This is a genomic window from Aeromonas sp. QDB18, assembly GCF_027705325.1.
GTDB classification, from domain to species: domain Bacteria; phylum Pseudomonadota; class Gammaproteobacteria; order Enterobacterales; family Aeromonadaceae; genus Aeromonas; species Aeromonas caviae.
In genome coordinates, this window is record NZ_JAPDBQ010000121.1 from 1 (window position 1) to 13,029 (window position 13,029).

At 59.2% G+C, this 13,029-nt stretch carries 11 protein-coding genes; 6 read left to right on the forward strand and 5 right to left on the reverse strand.

The window, feature by feature from the left end:
• Window positions 1-170 precede the first annotated feature (170 nt).
• Window positions 171-1,613: an aspartate ammonia-lyase gene (gene aspA, locus OKC30_RS15935; protein ID WP_010673133.1), complete on the reverse strand. Its 1,443-nt coding sequence runs from the start codon at window positions 1,611-1,613 to the stop codon at window positions 171-173.
• 449 nt (window positions 1,614-2,062) lie between these two features.
• Between aspA and OKC30_RS15940 the strand changes: the two genes are divergently transcribed.
• Window positions 2,063-2,542 carry an FxsA family protein gene (locus tag OKC30_RS15940; protein ID WP_160838958.1) on the forward strand — a complete coding sequence of 160 codons (480 nt, stop codon included), beginning with the start codon at window positions 2,063-2,065 and terminating at the stop codon, window positions 2,540-2,542.
• A gap of 22 nt (window positions 2,543-2,564) precedes the next feature.
• Here OKC30_RS15940 and OKC30_RS15945 read toward each other — a convergent pair whose 3' ends face one another.
• Window positions 2,565-3,899, reverse strand: coding sequence for an MATE family efflux transporter (locus OKC30_RS15945; protein WP_234888665.1), 1,335 nt, complete (start codon window positions 3,897-3,899; stop codon window positions 2,565-2,567).
• Window positions 3,900-4,141: 242 nt separating this feature from the next.
• On the opposite strand from OKC30_RS15945, the gene OKC30_RS15950 reads away from it, so the two are divergent.
• The 5 genes from OKC30_RS15950 (at window position 4,142) to OKC30_RS15970 (ending at window position 8,909) form a co-directional block, all read left to right on the forward strand.
• The gene (locus OKC30_RS15950; protein WP_005309514.1) at window positions 4,142-4,435 is read left to right on the forward strand and encodes a co-chaperone GroES; all 294 of its coding nucleotides are present in this window, start codon (window positions 4,142-4,144) and stop codon (window positions 4,433-4,435) included.
• Window positions 4,436-4,478: 43 nt separating this feature from the next.
• On the forward strand, window positions 4,479-6,113 hold the full coding sequence (groL, locus tag OKC30_RS15955; protein ID WP_010673136.1) for a chaperonin GroEL: 1,635 nt from the start codon (window positions 4,479-4,481) through the stop codon (window positions 6,111-6,113).
• A 94-nt stretch (window positions 6,114-6,207) separates the two neighbouring features.
• Window positions 6,208-6,705, forward strand: a complete 498-nt coding sequence (locus OKC30_RS15960) for a molybdopterin-binding oxidoreductase (protein WP_029313815.1) — start codon at window positions 6,208-6,210, stop codon at window positions 6,703-6,705.
• Window positions 6,706-6,730: 25 nt separating this feature from the next.
• The gene (locus OKC30_RS15965) at window positions 6,731-8,662 is read left to right on the forward strand and encodes a putative bifunctional diguanylate cyclase/phosphodiesterase (protein ID WP_029313817.1); all 1,932 of its coding nucleotides are present in this window, start codon (window positions 6,731-6,733) and stop codon (window positions 8,660-8,662) included.
• 58 nt (window positions 8,663-8,720) lie between these two features.
• Window positions 8,721-8,909 carry a hypothetical protein gene (locus OKC30_RS15970; protein ID WP_043153121.1) on the forward strand — a complete coding sequence of 63 codons (189 nt, stop codon included), beginning with the start codon at window positions 8,721-8,723 and terminating at the stop codon, window positions 8,907-8,909.
• A 64-nt stretch (window positions 8,910-8,973) separates the two neighbouring features.
• Here OKC30_RS15970 and rluA read toward each other — a convergent pair whose 3' ends face one another.
• The 3 genes from rluA to OKC30_RS15985 all read right to left on the reverse strand — a co-directional run.
• On the reverse strand, window positions 8,974-9,630 hold the full coding sequence (rluA, locus tag OKC30_RS15975) for a bifunctional tRNA pseudouridine(32) synthase/23S rRNA pseudouridine(746) synthase RluA (RefSeq protein ID WP_005343025.1): 657 nt from the start codon (window positions 9,628-9,630) through the stop codon (window positions 8,974-8,976).
• A 115-nt stretch (window positions 9,631-9,745) separates the two neighbouring features.
• Window positions 9,746-12,613 (reverse strand): RNA polymerase-associated protein RapA, encoded by a 2,868-nt coding sequence (gene rapA / locus OKC30_RS15980; protein ID WP_160838954.1) that lies wholly within the window; start codon window positions 12,611-12,613, stop codon window positions 9,746-9,748.
• A gap of 233 nt (window positions 12,614-12,846) precedes the next feature.
• Window positions 12,847-13,029, reverse strand: a 183-nt coding sequence (locus OKC30_RS15985; RefSeq protein ID WP_270809688.1) for a hypothetical protein, incomplete at its 5' end; no start/stop codon positions are given.

Genomic DNA, 13,029 nt, shown 5'->3' on the forward strand with positions numbered 1-13,029 from the left:
TAAAATCGTACTTGGCGCCGCTCAACTGATCGATACTTGATCAACTAGCGCAAAGAATGATCATGCGTCGGCCCTGTTAGGCTGAAAAGCCAATTCCCGATGGGGCTGTGGGGAGACCGCTCGGGAATTGACTTTAAATGGGCCGGGATAACCCCGGCCCATCTGCTCGCTTATACGGTGGCTTCGCGGGTGTAACGCTTGGCTTTGTATTGCGGGTTCATCAGGTTCTCGATGGAGAGGATCTCGTCCAGCTGTTCGGCGGTCAGCAGGCCGCGTTCCAGCACGACTTCGCGGACGTTCTTGCCGGTTTGGGCACAGATCTTGCCGACGATGTCGCCTTCATGGTGACCGATGAAGGGGTTCAGGTAGGTCACGATGCCGATGGAGTTCAGCACGTGGTTCATGCAGATGTCCGGGTTGGCGGTGATGCCTTCCACGCACTTCTCGCGCAGGGAGATGCAGGCTTTTTCCATCAGGCTCAGGGATTCGAACATGGCCTGACCGATCACCGGCTCCATGACGTTCAGCTGCAGCTGACCGGCCTCGGCGGCGAAGGTGATGGTGACGTCGTTGCCGAATACCTTGAAGCAGGACTGGTTGACCACTTCCGGAATGACCGGGTTGACCTTGGCCGGCATGATGGAGGAGCCAGCCTGCATTTCCGGCAGGTTGATCTCTTTGAGCGCGGTGCGCGGGCCGGAGGAGAGCAGACGCAGGTCATTACAGATCTTGGAGAGCTTCATGGCCAGGCGCTTGACCGCACCGTGCAGCATCACATAGGCGCCGCAGTCGGAGGTCGCTTCGATGAGGTCCTCTGCCGGTACGTAGGCACGACCGGTGATCTCGGCCAGACGCTTGATGGCAAGACCGGAGTACTCGGGCGGGGTGTTCAGACCGGTACCGATGGCGGTGGCGCCCAGGTTCACTTCCAGCAGCAGCTCCTGGCAACGCTTGATGGATTTGATCTCTTCACGCAGGGTGACGGCGAAGGCGTGGAACTCCTGACCCAGGGTCATGGGCACGGCGTCCTGCAACTGGGTACGGCCCATTTTCAGGATATGTTTGAATTCCTTGGCTTTGACATCGAAGGCCGCGATGAGGGCTTCCAGAGCGTGCAGGGTGGTGTCGGTGCTGTTGACCACGGCCACGCGGAAACCGGTGGGGTAGGCATCGTTGGTGGACTGGCACTTGTTGACGTGATCGTTGGGGTTGATGACGTCGTAGCGACCCTTTTCAAGTCCCATCAGCTCGAGGGCGATGTTGGCCAGCACTTCGTTGGTGTTCATGTTGACGGAGGTACCGGCGCCGCCCTGGTAGACATCGACCGGGAACTGATCGAAGCACTTGCCGGTGTTCAGCATCAGGTCGCAGGCTTCGACAATCTTGTCTGCGATCTCGGGACGGATGGTGCCCAGCTCACCGTTGGCCAGTGCAGCCGCCTTCTTGGTCAGGACCATGCCACGAACAAACTCGGGAACGTCAGAAATCTTCTGAGTGCTGATCTTGAAGTTTTCAACAGCGCGCAGGGTGTGCACGCCGTAGTAGAGGTCGTTGGAAACTTCTTTGGTGCCCAGCAGGTCTTCTTCAATGCGGACGTTCTTGATGTCGCTCATTGTTATGCCTCAGAAATCAAATAAATGGAAACGATCCTCACCGAGTGGTCGCGATTTCCCTACGCACATTTCATCCTGAAGCACCACACATCGGGTGGGGCAGTTGGGAGCCAGTTGCTCCCTGTGCAATGACTGGTGTTGATGTTACCTCAATTGAGGTATCCGGTATTAGACCTGGATCACTAAATTTGAGGCAACCTCAAATTTCTTGTGGTCATTAAACAGATATTGCAATCGGGCGATTAACTTTGACAGAACAACCACCTCAATCCCAGTTGGGCGGACAAATATTTATCCGTATTCCGGCGCCTGCGGCAGGAGAGGCTTGAAAAATGATCAACCAGCCCCATTTTAATGTCAGAAGACCTGAACCCGGCGCGCCAGCATCAGCGATGTGCGGCTGCCGACCGGACACCCCGGGTCCATTCATTCATCGCTCCGAGGTTGCTATGGGCAAGTTGTTACTGTTGTTGGTCGGGCTGGTATTGCTGGAGCTCACCGTCATGATCAAGGTGGGCTCCGTGATCGGGGCCTTGCCGACCGTTGGCTTGCTGGTGCTGACCGTCGTGCTGGGATCGTCGCTGGTGCGCAGCGAGGGGATCAAGACCCTGCTCACTGCCCAGCAGAAGATGCAGCTGGGGGAGATGCCCGGCCGCGAGGTGATGGGTGGCATGATGCTGGCGCTGGCGGGCTTGTTGCTGATTATCCCGGGATTTGTGAGCGATATTGTCGGCATCCTGCTGCTGCAGCCCTGGCTGCGCAACATGCTGGCCGACAAGCTGATTGGCAGCAATCAGTTCAGGATGCAGATGGGGGGCTTCCAGGCTCGCCAGCAGCCGTTTGAACCGGGCCCGGGCGATGACAGGCCCGGACAATCCCCGCGAGGCGGTGGCAACACCATCGAAGGGGAGTTCGAACGCAAAGAGTAATCGCGAGCCTCGGGCTGTGCCGTCAGGATCTCCCCTGACGGCACAGCCGCTCGAATCTGTGGCGGGCATACCCCCATGCCAGCAATCCGGCGGCCAGGTTCGCCAGCAGCATCCCCAGATAGATCCCCTGTTCTCCCCCCAGTTTTGCCCCCAGCCAGGCCCCTGGCAGCAAGAAGGCAAACAGTCTGATGCCGTTTATCAGCAGTGACACCGCCGATGCCCTGACGCCGTTGAGCGCCGAGGCCAGCAGCATCACCATGCCCTGAAAGCCGTAGCCAATGGGGACCAGATGTAGATAGAGCACGATGAGTCGCACCACTTGCGGATGATCGCTGAACAGATCGGCGATGAAGGGTGCGAGAAGCCAGGTCAGCACGTAGACCCCAAGCTGGAACAGCAGGGCGAAGCGCATGCAGAGCAGCAGGGCGGCCTTGGCTCGGGCCGGATTCCCGGCGCCGCAGTTCTGCGAGATGAAGGGGGCCAGCACGGAAGAGAGCGCCATCATCACGATGAGCAGCAAGGCCTCGACCCGGGATGCCGCGCCGTAGGCGGCGACCACCTCGGTTCCCAGCCCGGCGAAAATGATCATCAACACGGCGTTGGCCAGTGGGTTGAGCATGTTGGTAAACGATGCGGGCACAGCCACATGGAGCAGGGTGCGCCAATGGGCCAGCAACTGCGGGCGCGGGGAGAGGCGCCAGCGCAGCAGGCCCTCGCGGTGGCGCAATATATAGAGGCTGACCAGCATGGCCATCAGCCAGGAGAGGGTGGTGGCGATGGCGGCGCCCCGAATGCCCCACTCGGGGAAGGGGCCCGGCCCGAAGATGAGCAGAGGATCCAGCACGCCGTTGACCAGACCGGCGACCCCCATCACCAGACTGGGGGTCTTGGTATCCCCCGTGGTCCGGATGGCCGCATTGCCGACCATGGGCACGACCAGCATGGGGACGGTCAGATACCAGATGAGCATGTAATCGTGGATGAGGGAGATGAGCTCGGGGCTGGCCCCCAGCAGGGTGAACAGAGGGGTAATGGTCATTGCCCCCAGTCCGGCAAGCAGACTCACCAGGATGACGGCGAGGAACAGGCAGTCTGTGGTGATGCGGGCTGCCTCGTCGTGGCGACCCTGCCCCAGGGCATGACCGAGCAGGGCGCACAGGCCCGCGCCCAGCCCCATGGTCAGGGAGGTGACCACGAAGGTGACCGGGAAGGTGAAGCTGATGGCGGCCAGCGCCTGGGTACCCAGCATGCCGATGAAGAAGGTATCGACCAGGTTGAAGGCCAGGATGGCGATGATGCCCAGGATCATGGGGCCCGTCATGCGCAGCAGCATGGGCGTCATGGGAGCGGTCAGCATGGGATTGGGTCGGCTCAAGGCAGAGTCTCTAGGTGCTTTGGGCCTGAATGCTGGCCGTCTCCATCCGCCTTCCTGATTGGGGATGGGTGATCCATCGAAGGTGTTCATAGTACGTGAAAATATTTTTTTTGTATTTGCCCTTGAAGGGCTAGCCCTGTTGCCCCAGATCAGGGGCATGACAAATTTGGCCGATTGCGGCCATTCCTCAAGCAACACAGAGACTCATTTTGGGAGAGTTATCGATGAAAATTCGTCCACTGCACGACCGCGTCATCATCAAGCGCATCGAAGCTGAAGCCAAATCCGCTGGCGGCATCGTCTTGACTGGCACTGCGGCCCAGAAGTCCACCCGTGGTGAAGTTCTTGCCGTGGGGACTGGTCGAATTCTGGACAATGGGGATGTCAAAGCACTGGCCGTCAAGGTGGGTGACAAGGTGATCTTCAACGAAGGCTACGGCGTGAAGACCGAAAAGCTGGATGGCCAGGACGTACTGATCCTGTCCGAGACCGACATCCTGGCGATTGTCGAAGAGTAATCACCCTCCCTCTTTTCCCGAATTGATTTAAGGATTGAAGAACATGGCAGCTAAAGAAGTTAAGTTTGGCAACGAAGCTCGCATCAAAATGCTGGAAGGCGTCAACATCCTGGCCGATGCCGTCAAGGTGACCCTGGGCCCGAAAGGCCGCAACGTGGTGCTGGACAAGTCCTTCGGCGCCCCGACCATCACCAAGGATGGCGTCTCCGTTGCTCGTGAAATCGAACTGGAAGACAAGTTCCAGAACATGGGTGCCCAGATGGTCAAGGAAGTCGCTTCCAAGGCCAATGACGCCGCCGGTGACGGTACCACCACTGCCACCGTACTGGCTCAAGCCATCGTCAACGAAGGCCTGAAGGCCGTTGCCGCCGGCATGAACCCCATGGATCTGAAGCGTGGTATCGACAAGGCCGTTGTGGCTGCCGTTGCCGAGCTGCAAGCTCTGTCCACTCCCTGTGCCGACAACAATGCCATCGCCCAGGTAGGCACCATCTCCGCCAACTCCGACGAGAAGGTCGGCAAGCTGATTGCCGAAGCCATGGACAAGGTCGGCCGTGACGGCGTCATCACCGTGGAAGACGGTCAGGGCCTGGACGACGAACTGGCGGTGGTAGAAGGCATGCAGTTCGACCGCGGCTACCTCTCCCCTTACTTCGTGAACAAGCCGGAAACCGGCTCCGTCGAGCTGGATGACCCCTTCATCCTGCTGGTGGACAAGAAAGTCTCCAACATCCGCGAAATGCTGCCGGTGCTGGAAGGTGTGGCCAAGGCGGGCAAACCGCTGATCATCGTGGCCGAAGACGTGGAAGGCGAAGCGCTGGCGACCCTGGTGGTCAACACCATGCGTGGCATCGTGAAAGTGGCCGCCGTCAAGGCGCCGGGCTTCGGTGATCGCCGCAAGGCCATGCTGCAGGATATCGCCATCCTGACCGGTGGTACCGTGATCTCCGAAGAAGTGGGCATGGAGCTGGAAAAAGCGACCCTGGAAGATCTGGGCCGTGCCAAGCGCATCGTCATCACCAAAGAGAACACCACCATCATCGATGGCGTGGGTGATGCTGCCCTGATCGAAAGCCGCGTGGCCCAGATCCGTCAGCAGATCGAAGAGACCTCTTCCGATTACGACCGTGAGAAGCTGCAAGAGCGCGTGGCCAAGCTGGCCGGCGGTGTTGCCGTGATCAAGGTGGGTGCTGCCACTGAAGTTGAAATGAAAGAGAAGAAAGCCCGTGTTGACGATGCCCTGCACGCCACTCGCGCAGCCGTGGAAGAAGGCGTGGTTGCCGGTGGTGGTGTAGCGCTGGTGCGCGTTGCTGCCAAGCTGGCCTCCCTGCGTGGTGACAACGAAGACCAGAACGTCGGCATCAAGGTTGCCCTGCGCGCCATGGAAGCCCCGCTGCGTCAAATCGTCATCAACGCCGGCGAAGAAGCCTCCGTCATCGCCAATGCCGTGAAGAACGGTGAAGGCAACTACGGTTACAACGCCTACACCGAACAATACGGCGACATGCTGGCCATGGGTATCCTGGATCCGACCAAGGTAACCCGTTCTGCCCTGCAGTTCGCCTCGTCCGTCGCCGGCCTGATGATCACCACAGAGTGCATGATCTCCGAGCTGCCGAAGAAAGATGCACCTGCCATGCCTGATATGGGTGGCATGGGCGGTATGGGTATGATGTAATCCCGTCAAGTCATCAAACGGCTCGCTTTTGCGGGCCGTTTTTTTTAGTGCTACTAAGCTGAAGTTGTTGATAGTGAAATGATCTGAGGTGAACATGCGATACTTAGGGCTTCTCCCGTTACTCCTTTCCCTGGCCTTGCCGGGCATGGCGCAGGCGACACCACAGGGACCGGTCATTCTCAAGGTGACGGGGAATCTGGACCCTGCCGACCCGGCAGATGGAGAGGTGCTGTTCGATATGGCCATGATCCAGGCACTGCCGCAGCATGAGGTGGTGACGAGCAATCCCTGGGTGGACAAACCGCACAAATACGTGGGGCCGAAACTGGCGGACGTGCTGACGGAGGTGAAGGCCAACGGCAAGAGCATCACGCTCACCGCCCTGAACAGTTTCCAGATCCGGATCAACTGGGATAAGGTCAAGCAATACGATCCTATCCTGGCCTGGCAGGATGACGGGATGACCATGCGGGTACGTGACAAGGGGCCGCTCTGGTTTATCCTGCCGCTGGATCAGCATCCCGAACTCAGGCGTTCCGAGTTCACCGACATGATGATCTGGCAACTGAGTGCGATCGACATTCAGCAGTAAAAACGGTGGTTTACGGGAGTACTGGGTGAAAGCGAAGACCAGGGCCTGGCCCTTACTCGGCGTTCTTTATCTATCCATTCTGTTGTTCACGGGTAGCACCCTCTATTGCCTGGTGCAGATACAAAATGCGACCCGGGTGATGGAGAAGTACACCTATGACGTCTCTTGGGCATTGATGCAGTTGCAGCTCGAGCTGGGCCGCTTTCTCAATGCCGTCGAGATTTACCACTATGGTGGCATAGACCAGGAAGCCCTGCTGCTCCGCTATGACATTCTCTGGAGTCGTACCCCCATCCTCCTGAGCGGCCAATTGAGAAAAAGCCTCGCGGACAATCCGAAGACGCTGCGGCTGGTGAAACTGACCGAAAGCAGTATCCGCAAGCTGGAGCCTGATTTGGTCAGGCTCAAACCGGGGACGCCGGATTACCAGCAAGTCATGATGACACTGGCGCCCTTGCAGGAACCCCTCTCTTACTCTCTTGCTTCCGTCATGCAGAACAACATCAACGTCTATACGGGCAACGACGCGCGTTTTGGCCAGTTGCGCAATGCCCTGTTGTTCATGGTGTCGGGGCTGGTGGTGTCCGTCATTCTGCTCAGCGGCCTGCTGGTGCGAGAAGCCAGGCGCCATTTCAGGACCGCTAGGATCGATCCCCTCACCGGGCTCGCCAACCGGCTGGCGCTGCTGGAAAAGATGGATGCCTATGTCACCCGTGACACCTCCTTCGGACTGGTGCTGGTCGACATCAACGACTTTCGTGATATCAACAGCAAGTTTGGCTACAACACAGGGGACCTCCTGCTGCAGGAGGTGGCAAAGCGGCTGCGCGCCCTGTGCGAAAACGGGGAGTGGGTGGCGCGTTTGGGGGGAGATCAGCTTGCCATGCTGCAACGGGAGGGGAGCGATCTTCGTCAGGTCAGAGAGCTCGTGGCCAGAGTGCTCCACTCCATCAAGCAAGACATCATCATCGACAACTACCCTTTCCGGCTTGAGGTCGGTATTGGTATCGCCTTCTTCCCGACCGACAGCAACCAGACCCAGGAGTTGCTCAGCCGGGCGGAGCAGGCCCTCTCTCACAGCCGCAAGACCCATGTTCCCTATGTCATCTATGACAGTTCCCTGCTCAACGAGACGGCCAGGCGCAAGCATCTTGCGTCTGACATGGTGATGGCGCTGGAGCACAATGCGCTCGAGCTCTATTACCAGCCCATCGTCAATCTGGAAAGTGGCCGCTGTGAAGCCGTGGAGGCGCTGCTGCGCTGGCGCCATCCCGAGCTTGGCTTTATTCCCCCCAACGAGGTGATCCAGGTGGCGGAAGAGTTCCAGCTGGCCGAGAAACTGGGTGGCTGGGTATTGAATACCGCATGTGAACAACTGCATCAGTGGCAGCACCTGGGTTTGGTGGACTTGCAGATGTGCGTGAACATCTCCCCGGGCATGTACCAGCGCAACCTCTTGAAGCTGGTGGCCAGAGCGCTGATGGAGCACCATATCCCTGCGTCCAGCCTGGTGCTGGAGGTGACGGAAGACACCACCATGCGCGAGGTCAAGAACTCGCTGCAGTTGATGCAGGATCTCAGCCAGCAGGGGGTACATCTGGCCCTTGACGACTTCGGCACCGGCTACTCCTCCCTCAGCTATCTGCAGAAGCTGCCGGTGAGCAAGGTGAAGATAGACAGGTCCTTCATCCAGGGTATCGACACCTCCATTGAGGCGGCCGAACTGGTCGCCAACATCTGCCGTATGGGCTCCATGCTTGGCAAGAAACTGGTATGTGAAGGGATCGAGACCCAGGGGCAGCTCGATGTGCTGCGCTCATTGACCGACATACATCTGTATGGGCAGGGATATCTGTTCAGTCGCCCGGAGCATGCTGAAAAGGCCTATCAGACATTGCTGGAGATGGAAGAGCGCTGGTTGGCCCGGCGCTCGCCGGACAAGGCATATCTGCGTTGAACGATATGGCTCATGTCTCACCGGTCCCGGCCGATAGTCTCTTGGCAGGAGGTACACAATGGATATTTCTAGTTCTGCAAATGCGTCGTTCGGTTCTGCACTGATGGTGGCCAGCCTGGCCAAAAAGCAGCAGACCCAGGAAGGCGAATCCGCACTGAAATTGCTGCAAACCGCAGCGCAATCCGCTCCGGCTGCGCCGACATCGGCCAGCGCTTCCCTCGGAAGCAATATCGATATCCGCGTCTGAGCGATAAAAAAGCCCCCATCTCTCGATGGGGGCTTTCTTTTTATTTGGCAGTTACCTGTCAGGCTCAGACCGGGAAAGGGGCTGGCGCCTCGAAGGTCATCCGCTCGCCACTGCGGGGGTGGCTGATAGTCAGCATGGCCGCATGCAGGTAGAGATGGGGTGCCGCCGCCAGCGCATCCGGATGAGCATAGAGGTTGTCACCCAGGATCGGATGCCCCAGCTCCAGCATATGGACGCGCAGCTGGTGGGAGCGACCTGTGATGGGGGTCAGCTTGATCAGGCTGTTGCCGTTCTCCACTTTCAGTTTCTGCCACAGGGTCAGGGCGTGACGCCCCTCTTCGTGATCCACCTTCTGTTTCGGGCGATTGGGCCAGTCGACGCAGAGCGGCAGATCGACCTGACCCGACTCTGCTTCCGGCTCGCCCCACACCCAGGCGAGGTAGTGTTTCTCGGTCTCCCGCTCGCGAAATTGTCGGCTCAGCTCCCGATGAGAGTTGGGATTGAGAGGAATGACAATGACGCCTGTGGTGGACATGTCGAGGCGATGAGCTGCCGCCGCCTTGGGGTGTTGCTGTTTCACCCGATGCAGGACGCTGTCTTCATTCTCGGGGCCGCGCCCGGGGACGCTTAGCAGGCCAGTGGGCTTGTTGACCACCATGATGTCCTTGTCCTTGAACAGGATATCGAGCCAGGGTTCCAGAGGCGGTGAGTATTCAAACATAAATGTCTCGCATCAGAAGGTGGGGGCAAGCCCCCATCAGTTATGGGTAACCACGACAAAGCGGCCTTGGGTATCCAGTTTGAGCTGGGTCTGGCCGCTGTCGGTCAGTACCTTGTCAGTTATGGGTGACCACGATAAAGCGGATTGCATCCAGCTTGAGTTGGGTCTGATCGATCAGGTGGTGCAATTCTGCCTGCAGATTGCGCAGATAATCCAGTTCGCTGTCGCGTACGTTCGGGTTGACCGCCTTGAGTGCTTCCAGCCTGTCCAGATCCTGCTGCAGGGTCTGCGCCATCTGGGTGCGGGCCTTGTCGACAATCCCGGCTTTCAGCTCTTCGGCAATGGCTTGCCCCTTGCCAATCAGACCGTGGATCACCGGTTGGGACGCGGTGACCAGCTTGCTGCCGAGGTGGCGATTGACCGGAGTCAGCTGACGGTTGAAGGCATCGAACGCCACTTTCTCACCCAGATTCTGGCCGTTCTTGTCCATCAGCAGACGGATTGGCGTCGGCGGCATGAAGCGGTGGAGCTGGGGATGGGCCGCAGACTCGGCAACGAAGATCAGCTCAAGCAGGATGGAGCCGATGGGCAGCGCCTTGTTCTTGAGCAGTGCGACCGAGGTTGCACCGATCTCGGAGCCCAGGATCAGGTCGATACCGCCGCGCATCATGGGATGATCCCAGGAGAGCAGCGCCATGTCATCACGCGACAGGGCTGTGTTGCGATCGAAGGTGATGGTCATGCCGTCTTGCGGCAAGCCCGGGAAGCTGGAGACCAGCATGTGATCCCCGGGGGTCAGCACCAGCGCGTTCTCGCCACGGTCATCCTGATTGACGCCGATCTCGTCGAACATCTTGAGGGCGAAAGAGATCATGCCGGTGTCGTCATCTTCGGCGGCCAGCTTGTCGACCAGTTGCTGAGCGGCGGCGCCACCGCTGGAGTGGATCTCCAGCAGGCGATCGCGGCCCTGTTCCAGCTGGGCCTTGAGCGGCTCGTGCAGTTCGCGGGTCTTGACCAGCAGGGCATCGAGGGCCGCCTGATCGCCGGTGTTGGCGGCCAGCAGCTCGAACAGCTCTTCACGTACCGCTTCGAATACCGGGCGTGCAGTCGGGCAGGTCTGCTCGAACGCGTCCAGACCATCGTGATACCAGAGCTGCAGGGCGCGCTGGGCAGTCCCTTCCAGATAGGGAACGTGGATCTCGACGGTATTCTGCTGACCGATACGATCCAGTCGGCCGATACGCTGTTCCAGCAGATCCGGGTTGAGAGGCAGATCGAACAGCACCAGATGGTTGGCAAACTGGAAGTTGCGACCCTCTGAGCCGATCTCGGAGCAGAGCAGCACCTGGGCGCCACCCTCTTGCTGGGCAAAATAGGCGGAGGCCTTGTCCCGCTCTAGGATCGACATCCCTTCGTGGAACACGGCACCACGGATCCCTTCACGGGTACGCAGTGCCTCTTCCAGCGCGATGGCGGTCGCCGCTTCGGAGCAGATCACCAACACCTTCTGCTGGCGGGCTGAGAGCAGCAGTTCCAGCAACCATTCGACGCGCGGGTCAAACTGGGTCCAGGTGGCGTTATCGCCTTCGAACTGCTGGAAGATCTTCTCGGGGTAGAGGTAGCGCAGGGCACGGGTCTGCAGATCGCCACCGTTGCCACCCATCATGCCCATCACCTTGATGGCAGTCTTGTACTGCTCCGGCAGCGGCATGGGGTAGACGTTGAGGTGACGCTCGGGGAAGCCCTGAATATTGGCGCGGCTGTTGCGGAACAGTACCCGGCCGGTGCCGTGCTGATCCAGCAGCTTGGCGACCGCCTGCTGGCGGGCGGCGGCATCGCTCAAGTCCAACCCTTCCAGCTGGCTGGCGAGGGTCTGTCTGGCTTCATCGCTCAGGGTCTCGCCATCCAGCAGCTCCTGGGCTGCGCTCGCGACCTGACCGTAGGCCTGCTCCTCGGCGAGGAAGGCCTCGTAGTCGTAGAAACGCTCGGGATCGAGCAGGCGCAGACGGGCAAAGTGGCTCTGGTGGCCCAGCTGATCCGGGGTCGCAGTCAGCAGCAGCACGCCCGGCACCTGTTCGGCCAGCGCTTCCACCATCTCATAGGCACGGCTCGGCGCCTCTTCACTCCACTCCAGATGGTGCGCTTCGTCGACAACCAGCAGATCCCACTCGGCTTCCAGCACCTGCTCGAAGCGACGACGCTTCTTGCGCAGGAAGTCGAGGCTGCAGATCACCAGCTGTTCGGTCTCGAAGGGGTTCTCCGCATCGGCGAACGCCTCGATGCAGCGCTCCTCGTCAAACAGGGAGAAGTGCAGGTTGAAGCGACGCAGCATCTCGACCAGCCACTGGTGCTGCAGGGTTTCGGGCAGCAGGATCAGCACCCGATGGGCGCGGCCGGAGAGCAGTTGCTGATGGATGATCATGCCCGCTTCGATGGTCTTGCCCAGACCTACCTCATCGGCCAGCAGCACGCGCGGGGCGTAGCGATGACCCACTTCATGGGCGATATAGAGCTGGTGCGGGATCAGGCTGACCCGGCCACCGGCCAGGCCGCGAGTCGGGTTGCGACGGCGCTGGTGCTGGTTGATCAACGCCTCGTAGCGCAGGGTAAAGCGGGACATCCGGTCGATCTGGCCGGCGAACAGGCGATCCTGCGGCTTGTTGAACTTGATGAAGTTGTTGAGGAACACTTCCTTGAGGGCTACGGGCTCATCGTTGTCGGTGCGCACACCTACATATATAAGCAGGCCGTCTCTCTCCTGCACTTCGTCGACCGTCATGGTCCAGTCTTCGTGACTGGCAATCTGATCGCCCACATTGAAGCTGACCCGGGTCACCGGCGCCTCTTCTTTGGCATACATACGGTTTTCACCGGTAGCCGGAAACAACAGGGTAACCATGCGTCCTTCAACAGCAACGACAGTCCCCAACCCCAGATCCGTCTCTGTATCACTAATCCAACGCTGGCCAAGTGCAAAAGGCATTAAACTCTCCAAAGCCCAAGAGTGTGAGAATCGCAAAGGGGCGCTATGTTACCCGAAGGCCGGATCCCGATCACCATGGTTATGGTGTTCGGGAAAGGCAATTCGATACAACCTTGATCTGCTGACCTCCTTGAGCCTGCAAGGCGTAGAGGGTGCCTGCATACGGAACCCTGTCAGAGCATTAAATCACCGTGTTGGTTGATTGGTGAGCGGTTGAGCTGAAAATGCGAATTTTATGCGAAATTGCCCTTGCCAGAAAGTTTCAGCTCCCTATAATCCGCCTCCATCGACAGGGCAAGCGTCAACGCAAAGCCTAAGTCGGTAGCCTCGAAAAGCCTGTGAAAATAAGGCTTGACTCGAGAAGGCGGTTGAGTAGAATGCCACTCCCGCAGCAGCCAAAAGCTGCGTCGCTCTTT

Coding starts and splice junctions, on each gene's coding strand:
- aspA (WP_010673133.1), bottom strand. CDS start 1,613: ATGAGCGACATCAAGAACGTCCGCATTGAAGAAGACCTGCTGGGCACC.
- OKC30_RS15940 (WP_160838958.1), top strand. CDS start 2,063: ATGGGCAAGTTGTTACTGTTGTTGGTCGGGCTGGTATTGCTGGAGCTC.
- OKC30_RS15945 (WP_234888665.1), bottom strand. CDS start 3,899: ATGCTGACCGCTCCCATGACGCCCATGCTGCTGCGCATGACGGGCCCC.
- OKC30_RS15950 (WP_005309514.1), top strand. CDS start 4,142: ATGAAAATTCGTCCACTGCACGACCGCGTCATCATCAAGCGCATCGAA.
- groL (WP_010673136.1), top strand. CDS start 4,479: ATGGCAGCTAAAGAAGTTAAGTTTGGCAACGAAGCTCGCATCAAAATG.
- OKC30_RS15960 (WP_029313815.1), top strand. CDS start 6,208: ATGCGATACTTAGGGCTTCTCCCGTTACTCCTTTCCCTGGCCTTGCCG.
- OKC30_RS15970 (WP_043153121.1), top strand. CDS start 8,721: ATGGATATTTCTAGTTCTGCAAATGCGTCGTTCGGTTCTGCACTGATG.
- rluA (WP_005343025.1), bottom strand. CDS start 9,630: ATGTTTGAATACTCACCGCCTCTGGAACCCTGGCTCGATATCCTGTTC.
- rapA (WP_160838954.1), bottom strand. CDS start 12,613: ATGCCTTTTGCACTTGGCCAGCGTTGGATTAGTGATACAGAGACGGAT.